The following is an 18,016-nucleotide window of genomic DNA, read 5'->3' as shown; positions in this document are numbered from 1 at the left end:
GTCGCAGTTTCCGTATATTGCGCAACACTACATATAGCGTCGTTCATGTTTTAAGTTTAGAAAAATATCTTTTATCACAGGCTACTTTTGCATAAGTAAATACGTTTTTAAAATTGGCAACGATTACTTTAGAAAAACTTTTAATAAGCTATTTATTTTCTATTTATTTAGTCGATATAAGTTGTTGGAGGGAGAGGACAACATGATAAAAAGACTAGATAAAAATAGTATTTCATTAAAATTAATAGCATTAATAACTGCTATTATTACTATTACAGGTATTGTTATAGGTTTATTCAGTTATAGTGTGGCAAAAGATCAGTTATTACAATCTGGTAAAAGTGAATTACAGAAAATAACAGATGGTGCATACACGGTTTTGGAATTATTAGATGAAGAAGTACAAGCAGGAAATTTAACGGAAGAAGAGGCGAAAAATAAGGCGCGTGAATTATTAAATGGACCAATAAATGACGACAATGAATATGATTATTCGCAAACTAATTTTGTCTATAAAAATCAAGGTTATATGTTAGCTTATGATCAGGAGTTAGTATTACAGTTACACCCTACTAAAATAGGGGGTGCTCCAGCTGATGACCAGAATCGTAATAATCGTTCGCGCATGGTAGAGGCTGGAACGAGTGAGGATTCCTCACAGAGATTTGTACAATATAATGATCAACAACCAGATGGAAGTTACCGCGATAAAACAGCATATATGCGACATTTTGAACCATGGAATTGGACAATTGGGATTGCAGTGTTCCAAGATGAATTTTATGAAGGATTACGTATTTTGCAATATGTAATTATCGGTATCACGATATCAATAATTCTTATAAGTTCGATTCTATTCTATTTTGTAACAAGAAAGAAATTAAGTTTACTTAGGGAAGTTGCTAAATATGCCACAGATATTTCAAATGGCCACATTGCTGTCACTGATTTAAAAGAATCCAAAGATGAGATTGGTGTTCTGGCATCAGCATTTAATAAAATGTCAACAGAATTAAGAAATCTCGTGACAAATGTTCGTTCATCAAGTGATCACCTATTAGATGCTGCTACAGATTTATCAGCAATTTCGGAAGAAACATCTGCAAGCAGTGAAGAAGTTGGTAATGCCATGAATGAAATTTCAAAAGGTACCCAAGAACAAGCGAATGATTTAGAAGACATATACCAACGTGTGGAAATACTGACCGAGGCAATAAATCGCATGAATCAACAAACAGATAAAGTAGACCAATTAGCCAAAAATACGGAAGATATTTCTAAAGAAGGTATGGAGATTGTCGAAAAATTGAATCATTCAAACCAACGCTCTGTTCATACGGCTAATGATATTTCAGAAGATATCGGTCAATTAAGTCAACAGGTTCAAAATATTACAACGGTAATGGATACCATTGAGCATGTAGCAGAAGAAACCAATTTACTAGCATTAAATGCAAGTATCGAAGCAGCAAGAGCTGGTGAACATGGTAAAGGTTTTGCAGTTGTGGCTGACGAAATCAGAAAACTTGCGGAACAATCAAAACGTGCGACACATGAGGTGCAAGGTGTTATATCAACAATCGTATCTGAGACAGAGAAAACCGTGAAGACAGTAGAAGATAACCGGATATCATCGGAAAGTTTGAATGTGGATGTCAAAGAAACAGAAGCAAAATTTAAAGGTATGGAGCATTCTGTGCAAGAGATTGTTAGCGCGATGAATAAGGTGAGAACAGATATCGATCAGATTACGTCTGAAGCAGAAAAAATGAATGAGAATGTTGAAAGTGTTTCGAGTGTATCTCAGCAAACAGCTGCGTCAGTGGAAGAAATTACTTCATCACTTGATGAGCAAATTAATGCAATTGGCAATGTAGCAGAGTCAGCGGAAACACTAACGAAGTTAAACCAGGATCTCAGCGAATTACTAAAAAAATATAAGCTATCTTAAAATTAAATATTTGTAAAAAATAAATTGTATCTCCGCTTTTCTTCACTTAAAATAATGGTATAAGAAGAAAAGGGGAGATATTTTTATGACAGATAAGGGACTATTTGGCCAATTTGGTGGAAGCTATGTACCTGAAGATTTAGAGAAAGTATTACAAGTATTAGCAGACGAGTTTGAAAAAGCAAAACAGGACCCTACGTTTATACAGGAATTTAAAGAAGTATTAGCAGAGTTTGTCGGAAGAGAAAATCCACTTACATATGCAAGGAATTTATCAGAAAATCAAGGTGGAGCGAAGATATATTTGAAGCGTGAGGATCTGAATCATACTGGTGCGCATAAAATTAATAATGCGATAGGACAAATTCTTTTAGCAAAGCGCATGGGAGCAAAGCGTGTGATAGCAGAGACTGGAGCAGGGCAACATGGTGTGGCTACGGCAACTGCTTGTGCAATGTTCGGTATCGAATGCATCATATATATGGGAAAACATGATATGAAACGTCAAGCATTGAATGTTTTTCGAATGGAACTATTAGGTGCTAAAGTAGTTAGTGTTGACGCTGGACAAGGCCGCTTAAAAGATGCAGTGGATGCTGCTTTAGGTGATTTAGTAGAAAACTATCAAAACACTTTTTATTTATTAGGATCTGCGGTAGGACCACATCCATTTCCGTCCATGGTTAAATTTTTTCAGTCAGTTATCAGTGAAGAATCAAAACGTCAGATAGTAGAAAAAGAAGGTAAATTACCAACCGCTGTTATAGCGTGTACTGGTGGGGGGAGTAATGCAATTGGTGCATTTGCACATTATATGGAAGATGAAGCAGTTCGTCTCATTGGTGTGGAGCCTGCTGAGGCGCCATCCTTAACAGAAGGAGTTCCAGCTGTTATCCATGGCTTTAAGTGTTTAACACTCTTAGATGAGGAAGGAAATCCTAAACCAACTTATTCAATCGCAGCTGGACTTGATTATCCAGGTATAGGACCAGAACATAGTCACTTGAAAGAAACTGGTCGTGGTGAATATGTGACTGTAACAGGCCAGCAAGCATTAGAAGCTTTTAAAGTTTTATCGGAAACAGAAGGTATTATACCTGCATTAGAAAGTGCACATGCGGTCGCACATGCAATGAATGTAGCGAAAGAGTTAAAGCAAGAGGACATTATCATTGTTAATTTATCAGGACGTGGAGATAAAGATGTTCAACAAGTATTTGAAATGGAGCATGGCTCAAAAGAATAGGAGGTGTTTCACGTGGCAGGAATAAAATTTGAAATAATCGAACATGTAGCAGTTCTATCTGAATCCTCTTCAGGCTGGAAAAAAGAAGTGAATCTAATAAGTTGGAATGAACGTGAACCAAAGTATGACATCCGTGACTGGTCACCAGATCATGAAAAAATGGGAAAAGGCGTGACCTTAACAACCGAAGAATGGCAGCAACTTAAACAATTTATCTCCGCATTTTGTATTGCACAATAGGAATGCTGCGCAGTAACTGATGAGTAACTACTAGCCAAAGTAGTAATTTTGAAATGACTGATTTACTAGACACCCGCTCCGGCTGTCCACTTCTCTTTCCGTGGTTTTTTACCTTCAGCTAACTTTTTCAAGCAAAGTTCGCTTGAAAAAGTGGATCTTCAGGTAAAAAGTTACCACAGGAGTGAAAGTGGACGGCCTGCGCTATAAAAATATTTTACAATTGTTGCAACAGCTAGCATTTTAGAATCTTACTCTAATCAAAGAATTTTTACATGAGAGAAATACCATAATGCTAGCTCCTACTAGCGTTGTAGAATTCTAATAAGCGCAGGCGTTCGCTTCCACTCCTACGGGATGTTTTTATCCGAAGATCCACTTTGGTATGCGGTTTTTGCTTACCAAAGTTAGCTGAGGAGAAAAACCCGTGGAAAGGGAAGCGGACAAGCCGTAGCGGTTGCTAAGCAAACACAACATGTCAAAATTACTACAGTATTTGTTGCACAGTATCCGTATACTGTTCATCTTCGTAAATTGACCTGAAACTTGTCAGAGTGATACCCTTTTTTGAAAATGAAATTTCATAAAAAAGTTTGTCAGATTATCTAACAAAAGAAATGACGATTTGTAGTGAAAAATTGTAGGATAGTTAGTAACAAGAGATGTTAATAATAGTGACATGGAAAAGGGGAAATCGAAGATGACAACTATAACAGCAGAAAAAACAGTGGACACTGTTTCACAACTAGAAACAATTAGAGAGGAAATCAAAACAAAACATGTAGAACTACTACATTTGCAATTTGTAGATATTGAAGGGACATTAAAGCAGGTATCTGTAACAGCAGAACAATTAGATGATGTAGTTGATGGAAAAACAATGTTTGATGGATCATCAATTACCGGCTTTACGCCAATCAATAAATCGGACTTATATTTATTACCAGATTTAAATTCATTTGCAGTTTTACCATGGACAGAAGAAGAAGACTATTCAGAAGCGCGCTTTTTATGCAGTGTAACAAATCCAGATGGTAGTCTTTTTGAAGGAGATCCACGAAATATTTTAAAAAACACTGTAGCTGAAGCAAAAGAAAAAGGATATTCGATCAATGTCGGACCAGAGTTAGAATTTTTCTTGTTTGAAGCAGATGATAAAGGACAACCAACACAACAAGTACATGATCAGGGAGGATATTTTGAACCCTCTCCATATGATTTAGGTGAAAGAGTTCGTTTGGAAATCTACAAAACTTTGAAAAAAATGGGTTTTACAATCGAAGCTTCTCACCACGAAGTAGCTCAAGGTCAACATGAAATTAACTTTAAGTTTGATGATGCATTAACGACAGCAGATAATGCAACAACATTTAAATGGGTTGTAAAAACCGTGGCACAGCAATTTGGTTTGAGAGCAACGTTTATGCCAAAACCAGTATTTGGTGAAAATGGTAATGGTATGCATGTCAATATGTCTTTATTTGACGAAAAAGCTGGAAAAAATGCTTTTTATGATGAATCAGATTCACGCGAGTTATCTGATACAGCTTATTCGTTTATCGCTGGTCTTTTAAACCATGTATCATCATTTGCAGCATTTACGAACCCATTAGTAAACTCGTATAAACGTTTAGTTCCAGGGTATGAGGCACCTTGTTATATTGCATGGTCTGCTTCCAACCGTTCAGCGTTAGTCCGTATTCCAGCCACCCGTGGAGTTGGTACACGAGTTGAAATTCGTTGTCCAGATCCATCCGCTAATCCTTACTATGCATTTGCAAGTATTGCTGCTGCTGGTATAGATGGAGTAGAAAAATCTCTTAAAGCTCCTGAAGAAACATTAGATGATATTTTTAGTATGAGTGATCAAGAAAGAGAAGAGCGGGGAATCGATAATCTACCAACAACTTTAGGTGAGTCGATTCAAGCTTTAGCTTCAGGTGAGATTGGTAAAAAAGTACTTGGAGACTATGCTTTAAATGAATATCTCTCATTAAAACAAGATGAGTGGGATAGTTATCGTATTGCCGTAACGGAATGGGAATTAGATCGCTATCAAGCAAAATTCTAATCAAGAATAGATAGTCTGAATTCCAATAGAATTCAGACTATTTTTTTGATTAAACATCTTTTGACAGTTACAATTAAAATAACGGAGAGGAGTATGATGATGGATCCATTAGATGTTATGATGCACGTGGATAAAATAAAACCCTATTTTCAAGCGATATTTAGTGCGGATAGTCATGAAATAGTAGGATATGAGGTTTTAGGTAAGCTAGAAATGGATAAACAATTAATAAGTCTTGGTTCTTTTTTTCATGATTCTTCCGTTCCTGACGACTTTAAGATGGAAATGGATCAAAGAATACAAGATCTGGCTTTGAAAAAATATCTACAAGAAAGTATACAAGTTCCTCTATACCTAAATGTACATGCTAATTACTTAGAAACAGATAAAGAAGACCAGTTCTTAAATCATCTCTTAAGTTACCAAGAAGAAGGACTAGATTTATCAAAGATCGTGATTGAGATTACGGAACGTCAATTTCGAAGTGACATAGAACTTTTTACACATACATTAAAATATTTAAAAACATTAGGTGTCAAAGTTGCTATTGATGATTTGGGAACAGGTGCCAGTAACCTAGACCAGATTAGTTTAATGGAACCAGATATACTAAAAGTAAATTTGCAGGCACTCCAAAATGAATCAATGTCAACTAATTATCATAGTATCATCTATTCTCTATCCTTACTCGCCCGAAAATTAGGTGCAGAATTATTATTTGATGGAATTTCTTCTAACTATCATTTTCATTATGCATGGAGAAATCATGGTCGTTATTATCAAGGTGACTTTTTATTTCCTACTTCTAATCAGTTTGTAGAGATTGATGTACTTAAGGACCGCTTCCGCAAGGATATTCAACAATTTATAAAAGTAGAAAGACAAAAACTAACCACTAAATTTCAATTAGCTACTAGTTTAGATCATCAGGTTCAAGAGAAATGGAAGCAAATAAAAAAGAATAGAAGTTTAGATGAATTAATCGATATTCTAGCAAAAGAAATGGAACACATCTTTTTCAGAATTTATGTAACAGATGAAGATGGATTTCAAAAGACGGTCAACTTCATCCATATCAATAATGAATGGGTATGGGATAATACTGTGAAAGGGAAAAATTGGAGTTGGCGACCTTATTTTATCGAAAATGTCATCCGAATGAAAGAAGAACGAACAGGTATATTATCTGATCTATATAACGATATTGAGACAAGTGAAAGAATTAGAACATTTTCTTATCCGTTAGATGATTCGCTTTATTTATTTATGGATATATCACCGATGTATTTAGATGAACATCAAGACTTATTGTGGTAAAAAGAGGAGGAGCAAGTTGTGGAGCAACGCGCAATGATCATTATCAACCCAAGTTCTGGAACAGAAAAAAGCATCCAATTTAAACAAGATGTATTCGACATCTTAACAGAGCAAGACTATCAAGTAACAATTAAGGAAACGTCAAAAGAAGGGGATGCATTGAAATTTGCAATAGAAGCAAGTGACAGACATTTCGATTTAATTTCGATAATGGGTGGCGATGGTACCATTAATGAGGTGATTAACGGTATTGCTGAAAAAGAATTGCGCCCTTTCTTGCATATTATTCCACTTGGAACCGTGAATAATTTCGCTAAGGCACTTGAGCTTCCTTTGAAACCTCAACAAGCAATCGAAGTAATAAAAGATCCATCTAAAAAACAAGTAGATGTAGGAAAAGTAAATGATAGCTATTTTATGAATCTTGTTAATATAGGTGCAATTGCAGAAGCTACCTATCAAGTAACAGCGGAACAAAAATCAAAACTAGGTTCTTTAGCCTATTTAATAGAAGGTCTGAAAAAATTCACAGAAAAAGATTTATTTTCAGTAAGCCTAGAAATGAATGACACCAATACAAAATTAGAAGTGATGTTAGTACTTATCGCACTAACAGATACTTTTGGTGGATTAAAAAATGCTATAAGCGAAGCAGACGTAGATGACGGTTATCTACATGTTTTTGCTTTTAAAGAGATATCTAATTTAGAAAGTATCTCCATGCTCAAAAATTTAGTGAATGGTCAGTTAAAAGATCAACCTCAAATTGAATATTGGAAGACGAAAAACTTAACCATTGACAGCAAACCTAATAAAGTTGCTAATGTTGACGGAGATGAAGGCTTTTCAACACCACTACACTTGTCTGTATTAGAAAAACATTTAACTATCATAGGAAAAAATAACTAATTTTTGTGTTTCCTTTGAATGGAAAAGGGTATATAATGCTTATTATAAGTTATTTTTTTCTTGATTTACTAAATTGCATTTAAAAATGCATAGCAAGGAGTGTTGTATCATGGGGATCTGCGGTTCATGTCCTTCCAATCCACAATGTGATAATTGCAAACAATTAATTGACGGTGGTTCTCTGAGAAAAAAAGTCGACCCACCTATTGAAATCACGTTACATACGAAAGAAGAGGAACAATATAAAGGATCTCTTTATGTAATCAGTCGTGTAGGAATGTTAGTAAAAACAGAAGGACCTCGTTCGGCATATTCAGTGGATGTGAACGGCGAAATCCATGCAGAAGTCTCCCCGGTATTTCGAAAAGAAATTAAGGATACTAACTTTATTGCTTTTGATATAACGAAAGTGTCTCGTAAAACTTCTGATGACCAGCGCTTATCAAGAGATGAGTATGAATATCTGTTTTCAGATAAACGAAATTTAGTGGATCAACTCACTGAAGATTTAGATGACGGCATAAAAGATGAAATCCGTGATAAGTTAAAAATTGACTTATTAAAATCAGAATTATTAGACCAACTTCAGTTGAGTTCTACTTTTAAATATGAGAAAGGACGCATTCGTCAGCTAAGTGGTGAGAAAGACCCCATATTAAAGGAAAAAGATATGGTACGGATGATGGAAGAAGCGTTAAAAGACAATGCTCCTAAACGCGATACATTAATAGATAAGGATCAAAATCGCTATGTAGATATTCATTCGATCCCATTAGGGTATCAATCTGGCGGATTTGTTTCAATGGATGTAACAGAGTTAGTTAGAAAAGAACAACAACTAATGGAAGAGCAATGGCAGAGTTATCGTGAGGTTATCCACGCTCTCACCAAAGGTAAATTACATTTAATTAAGTTTCAAGAAATCGATGAAATCATTAAAAATTGTGAGAAAAAAGGTGAGTTTGAAGTGACCTCCTCTCAACAATTAAAAGAAGTACGCGAAATGATTCAAAATATCTTAAAATCAACAGATTTGAATATGAAGAATCATTATCGTATTTTACTTACCGTACAAGAAGCAATTACCAATGCATTAAAACATGTTGGTAAAGGTATTGTAAAGATATTACTTCATGACTCCAGGGTATTTGTTATCGTAGAGGATCATGGAAAAGGGATTCAACTAAAGGAATTACCACAGGCAACCTTAGTGAAGGGATATTCCACCGCCGCGACTTTAGGACAAGGTTTTCATTTGATGACCTCCTATTGTCAACAACTTTATTTAAAAAGTGATGAACAAGGGACAACAGTCATTTTAGAGTTTAATCAGAATGAACACTAGTAAAATATATTAAACTGTACAAATCATTTTTGGTGTAAAAAAGAGTCCTAGAGTAGATACTTTCCTCTGAAAGTTAGTGTAAAATCTAATTTTTAGGGGTTTTTTAATTTTGCAAAAAAGTATGGTTGAAGGAAATTTTATAATATCTATAGTTGTTACTAACCATCTTTTTGAAGTGAGAAGCTTATTAAGATGTTAGAGAAATACGAAAGGATGAGTTAGATGAAATTGTATCCACTTTTTTGTGACACATTGTCAGATGTGAATGAAACCGTTCCGATTACTTGGGGAGTACCTTGGAAGAAAGGAGAATTAAAGAATAGCAGTGAAGTGAGACTCGCGAATGATAATAAGAAACATTACCAACTTCAATCAAAAAATTTGGCATATTGGCCAGATGGTTCTGTAAAATGGACAAAGCACAGTGCGAATATACCCTATCAGTCATTGAAAAATCTAAGCTTGACTATACAGAAAAGTCCATCACATTTAAAAAGATCTACTTTTATTAAGGAAATAAGCAATGGGTGGCAAGTGAGGTCCGGCAGATTAACTTGTTTTATTCCAAAAGATGGAGAAGATTGGATTCAAGACGTTTCCATAGATCAAAAGAAACTGATCGAAAAAGGGACGTTGATTTTAGCATTAGAAGAACAAAATCAAATAAATGGCGAAGTTTGGACACGACATATAGTTGGATATAGTAGAATTACTAATGTCTCTTTAGAAGAAGATGGTCAATTGAAATCAATGATCAAGTTATCTGGAATTCATCAAGTGGATGGAAAGAAGATCGTACCATTTATGTTAAGAGTATATTTCTATCATGAACAACGATTTATTCGATATGTACATACTTTTCATATTGATGATAATATAACTGAGAAACTGCGTATTAAAGGGATTGGCACAAAGTTTTCCAATGCGTTAACCGGGAAGCCATACAATAAGCAGATAAGAGTAGCAACTGAAATGGGTTGGTATAATGAAGCCACTCAACTTTTATTATCAAGAAAACACCGGAATAGTCCAACTTATCAATCACAAATCAATGGTGAGTTGGTGAGGGAAAATCAAGAAAATTATCAAATAATCAATCAAGCTAATAAAAATGCTATTTGGAATCATTTTCGCTTGATGCAAACAAACGAACATCACTACGAGGTTCTAAAAAGTACTGGACGTACTGGTAAATATATCCGAACAATGGTCGGTTCTCGAGCACGTGGTGGAATGTATGTGGGCGGAGAAAATGGTGGGATACTTTTAACCTTAAAGGATTTTTGGCAAAAGCATCCGTCTTCCATCGATGTAAAGAATCTATCAAAAGATAAGAATGACTGTATTGTGTGGTTTTGGTCGAATCAATCAAATGCAATGAATCTGGAACATTATACAGATCAAACACATGTAGAAAGTGCCTACGAGGGATTTGATGAATTACGAGCAACTGCAACAGGAATTGCAAATACGAGTGAAGGTGCTATCAGTCTTTTTTCTCAGCAGCCTTCTAATGAAGAGTTAGACTTTTACCTACAAATGCATCAGAACTATCCATTATTACATTGTGATCCGATATATTATGAAAAAACACAAGCATGTGGGGCTTTTAGTGCACCTAAATTGGAGCATCCAGTTGAGATAAAATTAGAAAAGGCTCTCGATGACGCTATCAATTTCTATCTAAAGGAAATTGAACAACGGAACTGGTATGGTTTCTGGGACTATGGAGATATTATGCATAGTTATGATCCGGTAAGACATCAATGGTTCTATGATGTAGGTGGATATGCCTGGCAAAATACAGAACTCGTACCTAATCTATGGCTATGGTTCAGTTTTATGCGAAAACCTTCCGAGAAACTATTTACAATGGCAGAAGCGATGACGAGGCATACAAGTGAAGTTGATCAATATCATTTTGGAGAATATCAAGGATTTGGCTCCCGTCACAATGTCAATCATTGGGGATGTGGTTGTAAAGAGGCAAGAATAAGTATGGCAAGCCTTCACAAATATTACTTTTACTTAACCGGTGATGAACGTGTGGAAGAAGTTATTGACGCAGTGAAAGATATTGATCAGAAGATCGATGAATTACCACCTATGCGTGAATTTTATGATAAGAAAGGAGAATTAACACCGATACGAGTGGGACCTGATTGGGCCGCATTCTTATCGAATTGGATTTATCAATGGGAGAAAAATCACTTATCTAACTATCAAACGTATATTCAAAATACAGTAAAAGATGTACAACAAGCACCATATCAATTATTATCTGGACCAGTTTTTTATTATCAAAAAGAAAACCATAAATTAATTCATATGGATGATGGTACACTTGGTGATTATCATATGGTAATTGCATTTGGTGCTCCTCAGGTATGGCTGGAATTAGACACACTGTTAAACGATGAGGAGTGGAGAAAAATGGTTGCAGACTTTGGTTCATTTTATCATTTAACAGATAATGAGATGAAAGAACGTACAAATGGAAAGCTACAAAAATCAATGTTTGCCTGGCCGATGTTTGCTACAGGTTTGACAGCTTATGCAGCATGGTATTATCAGAACGATTCATTAGCTGCGAAAGTATGGGAGATTCTATTGAAGGATCCTCTACTTGACTTGAATATTCAACAACTGAATAGCTGGAAAACAATTTCAGAAAGTGAAAATATCTCAACCAATGGTATCTCGCAATGGTGTTTAAATGTAATGATGTGTTTGAAATTAATCAGGGATTACTTGCCAAACCAGGACATGCAAGAAAGTGATAAACAATAAAAAAAGTGTTAAAATCCTACATTAAATCCCTATATATAAAGCTTTGTAACGTTTTACAATCACATTACAAAAAATGAATATTGTCGGAAAAATGTAAGCGTTTTATATTGTGTGTAGGCCGTTACAAATCAAATGAAACGTAACGAGAAAAAAATGGAGGTGTGCAAAACGGATCTAAGAAGTTTGTAAGGAAAGAAACATTATGGAATGAATAAGGGGAGGAATTAGAATTGATAAAAAGTAAAAGTCTTCTATTGTTATTATTTACATTATTATTAAGTGTTATGTTAGCAGCTTGTAGCGATGACAGTGATTCAAGTAGCTCATCTGAAGATAACGGAAATGATTCGTCAGAAGAAGAATCGAGTGATGGTGGTGAAGCTAGTGGAGATTCAGAACCTTATGAAATTTCCATTATGACGAACGCATATACACCGGAACCACCAACACCAGAAAGTCCAGCTTGGCAAGCAATTGAGGACTTTACCAACACAGAATTAGACATCACATATGTTCCTAGTAGTAATTATGATGAACGATTTAATATTACATTAGCATCAGGTGATTTACCATCTATGATCCTAACGAATAAAACATCCAGTTTTATTAATGCGGTAAATGATGGTGCATTTTGGGATTTAACAGATTACTTAGATGAATATGAAAATTTAAGTCAAATGAATGATATCGTTAAAAACAACATTTCCATTGATGGAAAAATATACGGATTGTATCGTGCAAGACCATTAGGACGTATGGCTGTAACAATCAGACAGGATTGGTTAGACAATTTAGGTATGGAAATGCCGACAACTACAGAAGAATTTTATGATGTAATGTATGCCTTTACACATGATGATCCAGATGGTAACGGTCAAGACGATACATTTGGCACAATCGTCTCTGAATATCCTGGTCCATGGGATATCATGCAAACATGGTTTGGTGTTCCAAATAAATGGGGGGAAAATGAGGATGGCACATTGTATCCATATTTCCAAGACCCAGCATATAAAGAAGCACTTGATTATTTCAAACGTATGTATGATGACGGGTTAGTGAATGAAGATTTTGCGGTGATGGACCCTGCTAAATGGCATGATGCATTTGTTAATGGTGAAGCAGGTACAGTTGTGGATGTAGCAGATGCAGCAAGTCGTAATCGAGATAAAATGGTAGATGCTGATCCATCTCTAGAAGGTTCTGTAGATGTGTTTGGTGCTGTTGAAGGACCAAACGGATTACACCACCTACCTACGTCTGGTTACAATATGATGTACGCAATATCTAAGCAAGCAGTAGAAACGGAAGAAGACTTACACAGAGTCCTGCAATTTATGGATGATTTAAACTCTGAAGAAGGTCAAACACTTGGCTATAATGGCGTGGAAGGTACTCATTACGAAATGGTAGATGGCGAATACCAACCAACTACAGATCAAGCGTTGATTTATGAATATGAAGATTTAAATCAATTACTAATGTTTGTACCTGAAGATCGTTATTTAACGGAACCGGTAGATGAATTAACTCAACAAGAACAAGATGTACAAGCAGAAAATGAAGAAATTGTTGTTGGTAATCCTGCAGAACCTCTTGTTTCAGAAATATACAGTCGTCAAGGTCAACAGTTAGACAACATTATACTAGATGCGAGAGTACAATACATTGTCGGACAGATCGATGAGGCTGGTTTAGAAGAAGCAGAACAATTATGGATGAACTCTGGTGGAGAAGAGTACATCGAAGAAATCAATCAACTATATCAAGAAGCTCAGTAAATCAATTTGACAAGAGAAAGCGCTAGACATAATAGGATATCTGTTACTGATGGTAACAGATATCCTACTATCTAAGGGGGGAAAACATTGGCACAGATGAGCATGAAATCAAAAAAGGCAAAAAATGATACAGTTGTCTCTACTACACAATTAACGAAGATGCAGCAACTCTTACGTGATAAATGGCTTTACTTTTTATTAATTCCAGGTGCTCTATATTTTATTTTATTCAAATACTTACCAATGTGGGGTGTGTTAATAGCTTTCCAAGACTATTCTCCATTTCGAGGTTTTTGGGGAAGTGAGTGGGTAGGAGCAGAACATTTTCTTAATTTTTTCCAAAATCCGGACTTTTTCAGGTTACTTCGAAACACATTAATCTTAGCTTTATATGATTTGGTTTTCTTTTTTCCTGCACCAATTATAGTAGCGCTAATGCTTAATGAATTACGAAAGCAATTTTTTAAACGAACGATTCAAACTTTAGTCTATGTACCTCATTTTATGTCATGGGTAATCATTGCTAGTATTACTTATATTTTTTTAACAACAAGTGGTGGTGCCATAAATGCTGCAGTAGAGTTTTTTACTGGAGAGAAAATTAATTTCTTATCGAATCCCGATTATTTTCGTCCAATGATTATTGCTCAAGTAATATGGAAAGAAACAGGCTGGGGCACGGTAATTTTTTTAGCTGCGTTAGCAAGTGTTAGTGCTGAACAATATGAAGCAGCGATTATGGATGGAGCTGGCCGGTTCAGAAGAATGTGGCATGTAACATTGCCTGCACTTCGCAGTACAATTGTGATTTTATTAATTTTACGACTAGGTAATTTCTTGGATCAAGGTTTCCAACAAATCTTTTTAATGACAAACTCTTTAAATAGAAGTGTGGCAGATGTATTTGATACATATGTATATTTTGTTGGGATTACCCAAGGGATGTTTAGTTATAGTACAGCAGTTGGTCTGTTTAAAGCCGTTGTCGGTATTATACTCATTTATGGTGCTGATTATTTAGCGAAGAAAATGGGGCAAACAGGTCTATTTTAACAGAAAAACTTTGTGAGGGGGAGATTCTATGCACAAAATGCACAATACACCAATGGGCCGTGTTTTTGATGTATTTAACCATATTTTCTTATTATTATTAGGGCTATCAACATTTATTCCATTTGTATATGTAATAGCTGCATCTTTTGCAACAGAGGCAGAAATTGCTGCAAGACCATTTTTTCTTGTCCCAGAAACAATTACATTAGCAGCATATGAATATATCTTTTCAACGAATACATTTATTCGAAGTATTGGTGTATCAGTTCTGGTAACTGTAGGAGGGACAATAGTAAGTTTATTACTAACAATGACGATGGCCTATCCATTATCAAGACACCATTTGTTAGGAAGAAACCTGATTTTAAACTTAGTGGTATTTACCATGGTATTTAATGGCGGAATGATACCCACTTATATGGTAGTAAGGAGTCTTGGTTTACTAGATTCGTTATGGGCATTGATATTACCAGTGGCGATAAATCCATTTTATCTAATTATTGTGAAAAGCTTTTTTCAAAATTTACCGACAGAATTAGAAGAAGCAGCGAGAATTGATGGCTGTTCAGACATGGGAGTGTTTTGGCGAATTGTAATCCCATTATCTAAACCAGTTATCGCAACTTTTACATTGTTTTATGCCGTTTTTTACTGGAATGATTTCTTTAATGCATTACTCTATATTAGTGATAATGCGAAATGGCCAGTTCAATTACTATTGCAACAATTAATGATGGTAGCGAACGTTGATTTTGGAGAAATGGATGTAATGTTACAAGACCCTCCAGAAGAGTCGCTAAAAATGGCTGTCGTGGTAGTAGCAACAATTCCAATCCTAATATTTTATCCATTTTTACAAAAACACTTTGCAAAAGGTATTTTGTTGGGATCTGTGAAGGGTTAGACAACACGCTAGCAATTACTGACAGTGATAACGCTTCCAATGTTGTGGTATTATAGGTGTACTGAGAGGTGATACATCATGGAATATTTACAAATAAGTAAGAATTGGATGAGTAATCGCTGGAACAGTATGTATTTCCGCAAAAGTTTTTTGCTTATTCTTTTCATTACATCGATCCCTGGAATTATATCCGGTATTGGTATCTATATTTTTGGGTTGCATTCAACTGAAAAGGAACTTCAAAAAGTGCATGCAGATGAAATTACGGCTCGTGCAGAGAATTTAGATGAACAGTTTAATTATTTAGAAGAATCATTAACGTATTGGGCATTCGAACCAAGTTTTAATTCGCAATTAATGAATATGGACTTTGTAAAAGAATTTCAAGAAACAAGAGATTTAAAGCAAAAGCTATTGGTGCTTCAAGGAAGTCATCCATTAATAAAAGATGTTGGTTTGTTTATTGACCGCAATAATCCAGTATTAATGTCACCATATTTAAATGAAATTGAAGATAAAAATATCCAAAATGGTTTTCAAAGTTTATTGGCGTTAGATAAAAACGTGACCTGGCAACAACCGGAACAATTCGCGAATTTAGAACAATACCAGAATGAAATAAGTATTACACATCAAATACCAGGAATTGTGAATGATCCATTCGGAGCGATTATCGTGACCATCGATAAAATGAACTTAGCAAGTATATTAGAAACATTAACACCATATAGTGATGGTGTGACGTTATTATTAAATGAAAATAATAAAATACTTCTGTCCACCTCCAATCATGAAACGGATGGATTATTAGACAATATTCATCTTTCATTAGAATCAGCTACGACAAGCCGTAATACGTTTCAGATGGATTGGCAGGATAAAACATATTCTGTATCTTACGGTCAATTTGATCGTATCGGATCAAATGGACGTATGTATCAGCGGCTCCGATATCTGCTATTACATCACCAATTGTAACGATATCCAAAGTGATATTAGTTGCCAGTTTGTCTTTATTGTTTCTAGCTTTTTTAATGACTTGGTTTGCTTCTAATCGTTTGTATCGACCGGTGAAACAATTAGTTTCTACACTAACCTATGAAAATAAACGAACCAGTAATGCTAGGACAGATGAGTTTGAAGAAATTCAAGAGCGTTTTTCAGCCTTATCGAATGAACGTGAACATTTGGAGAAGCGATTATCTCAGCAAATACCACAACTTAGACAAAACTTTCTAGTACAGCTTACCAAAGGTTATTTATATGATTATAATGAAGCTTCTTTAAAAAAGAGAATGGAAAACTATGGATGGATTGTGCAGGAACATACATTTATCCTATTAGATATACAGTTAACTGGCAGGTATCAAGCTACTAGGATGAAAGAAGAGGATGATAGTTTAATCACATTTGCGATGGCAAATATCGCAGAAGATTTAACAAAAGAGTTATTCCAACAATACACAGTTTTGAATTATTATGATCTTTCGGCTGGAATATTTTTAATTGTGCCAAACGATAAAAATAATTTGCATTCCTCTTTACATACGTTAGCCGAAAAAATAACCAAGGCGATCAATCAAGTATTAGAGTTAAAAGTAACGATTACCATTAGTTCTAAAACAGATCAAGTAAAACAGATCAATTATCTCTTTGAAGAAATTGGAAGAGGGAAACGATACCGTGAATTTGAAAATCAAAATCAAATCATACACCTCAATGATTTAACAGATATTCGAACAGAACAGCAAATATATTATCCTTTCGAAATTGAAAAAGAGATTATTCAGTGTGTCAGAAGAGGAAGAATAAATGAAGCAGAGGCGTTTATTCGCCAGTTCTTTCATTACTTGATTGAACACGGTGGAAAAGAAGTAAACGTTCAAACAAGTGTCATGCAGTTATATAGCACCATTCAACATGAAATACTTCACGCCGGGATGGACCCAACGGTTTTATATCATGGTCGTAATATGTATGAAGAGTTATCCCAAATTAGGGATCTTGAATGGATTATCAGATGGATGGTTGATCAAGTGATTGCACCATTTATTCAATATATTGAAAGTAATATGAATTTGGAAATGAAACAGCTCGTAGAAGAGGTGGTCCAGTATATTCAAGAACATTATATGGAAGATATTTCTTTGGAAAGCTGTGCAGATCAAGTAGGCACAACTGCTTACACGTTAAGTAAAGCTTTTAAAAAAGTGTTAGCGATTAATTTTATTGATTATCTCACCACCGTACGTATCGATCAAGCGAAAGAATTACTGCTGAATACCACCTTGAAAATTAATGACATCGCGGAAAGTGTTGGTTATCGCCATAGTTATTTTAACCGTATTTTCAAGAAACAGATAGGCGTGCCACCAAGCCAATTTAGAAAAATGAAATCAAACAGTTCTTAGA

13 protein-coding genes are annotated in these 18,016 nt (G+C 35.1%); all 13 read left to right on the top strand.

Annotation, left to right across the window (positions count from 1 at the left end; translation table 11 throughout):
- Positions 1-202 precede the first annotated feature (202 nt).
- The 13 genes from BN3107_RS12835 (at position 203) to BN3107_RS20110 (ending at position 18,015) form a co-directional block, all read left to right on the top strand.
- The gene (locus BN3107_RS12835) at positions 203-1,951 is read left to right on the top strand and encodes a methyl-accepting chemotaxis protein (RefSeq protein ID WP_058308049.1); all 1,749 of its coding nucleotides are present in this window, start codon (positions 203-205) and stop codon (positions 1,949-1,951) included.
- Positions 1,952-2,036: 85 nt separating this feature from the next.
- Positions 2,037-3,197 carry a tryptophan synthase subunit beta gene (gene trpB / locus BN3107_RS12830; RefSeq protein WP_058308048.1) on the top strand — a complete coding sequence of 387 codons (1,161 nt, stop codon included), beginning with the start codon at positions 2,037-2,039 and terminating at the stop codon, positions 3,195-3,197.
- Between the two features lie 12 nt (positions 3,198-3,209).
- Positions 3,210-3,437 carry a YdbC family protein gene (locus BN3107_RS12825; RefSeq protein WP_058308047.1) on the top strand — a complete coding sequence of 76 codons (228 nt, stop codon included), beginning with the start codon at positions 3,210-3,212 and terminating at the stop codon, positions 3,435-3,437.
- A gap of 697 nt (positions 3,438-4,134) precedes the next feature.
- Positions 4,135-5,505, top strand: a complete 1,371-nt coding sequence (gene glnA / locus BN3107_RS12820) for a type I glutamate--ammonia ligase (protein ID WP_058308046.1) — start codon at positions 4,135-4,137, stop codon at positions 5,503-5,505.
- 99 nt (positions 5,506-5,604) lie between these two features.
- On the top strand, positions 5,605-6,822 hold the full coding sequence (locus BN3107_RS12815) for an EAL domain-containing protein (RefSeq protein ID WP_058308045.1): 1,218 nt from the start codon (positions 5,605-5,607) through the stop codon (positions 6,820-6,822).
- A gap of 18 nt (positions 6,823-6,840) precedes the next feature.
- Positions 6,841-7,731: a diacylglycerol/lipid kinase family protein gene (locus BN3107_RS12810; RefSeq protein WP_058308044.1), complete on the top strand. Its 891-nt coding sequence runs from the start codon at positions 6,841-6,843 to the stop codon at positions 7,729-7,731.
- A gap of 109 nt (positions 7,732-7,840) precedes the next feature.
- A complete protein-coding gene (locus BN3107_RS12805) occupies positions 7,841-9,076 on the top strand; it encodes an ATP-binding protein (protein ID WP_058308043.1) in 1,236 nt (411 codons plus the stop codon).
- Between the two features lie 222 nt (positions 9,077-9,298).
- Positions 9,299-11,866, top strand: coding sequence for an exo-rhamnogalacturonan lyase family protein (locus BN3107_RS12800; RefSeq protein WP_058308042.1), 2,568 nt, complete (start codon positions 9,299-9,301; stop codon positions 11,864-11,866).
- A 230-nt stretch (positions 11,867-12,096) separates the two neighbouring features.
- A complete protein-coding gene (locus tag BN3107_RS12795; RefSeq protein WP_077065121.1) occupies positions 12,097-13,647 on the top strand; it encodes an extracellular solute-binding protein in 1,551 nt (516 codons plus the stop codon).
- A gap of 159 nt (positions 13,648-13,806) precedes the next feature.
- Positions 13,807-14,700 (top strand): ABC transporter permease, encoded by an 894-nt coding sequence (locus BN3107_RS12790; RefSeq protein ID WP_269433285.1) that lies wholly within the window; start codon positions 13,807-13,809, stop codon positions 14,698-14,700.
- A gap of 28 nt (positions 14,701-14,728) precedes the next feature.
- Positions 14,729-15,604, top strand: coding sequence for a carbohydrate ABC transporter permease (locus BN3107_RS12785; protein WP_058308041.1), 876 nt, complete (start codon positions 14,729-14,731; stop codon positions 15,602-15,604).
- 78 nt (positions 15,605-15,682) lie between these two features.
- Positions 15,683-16,582: a cache domain-containing protein gene (locus BN3107_RS20115; protein ID WP_231735316.1), complete on the top strand. Its 900-nt coding sequence runs from the start codon at positions 15,683-15,685 to the stop codon at positions 16,580-16,582.
- A gap of 29 nt (positions 16,583-16,611) precedes the next feature.
- On the top strand, positions 16,612-18,015 hold the full coding sequence (locus BN3107_RS20110; protein ID WP_231735314.1) for a helix-turn-helix transcriptional regulator: 1,404 nt from the start codon (positions 16,612-16,614) through the stop codon (positions 18,013-18,015).
- Position 18,016: the final 1 nt, after the last annotated feature.

Origin of the sequence: Gracilibacillus massiliensis (assembly GCF_001458115.1) — a bacterium.
Lineage (GTDB): Bacteria > Bacillota > Bacilli > Bacillales > Amphibacillaceae > Gracilibacillus > Gracilibacillus massiliensis.
This window is presented reverse-complemented; position numbering and strand designations above follow the sequence as displayed.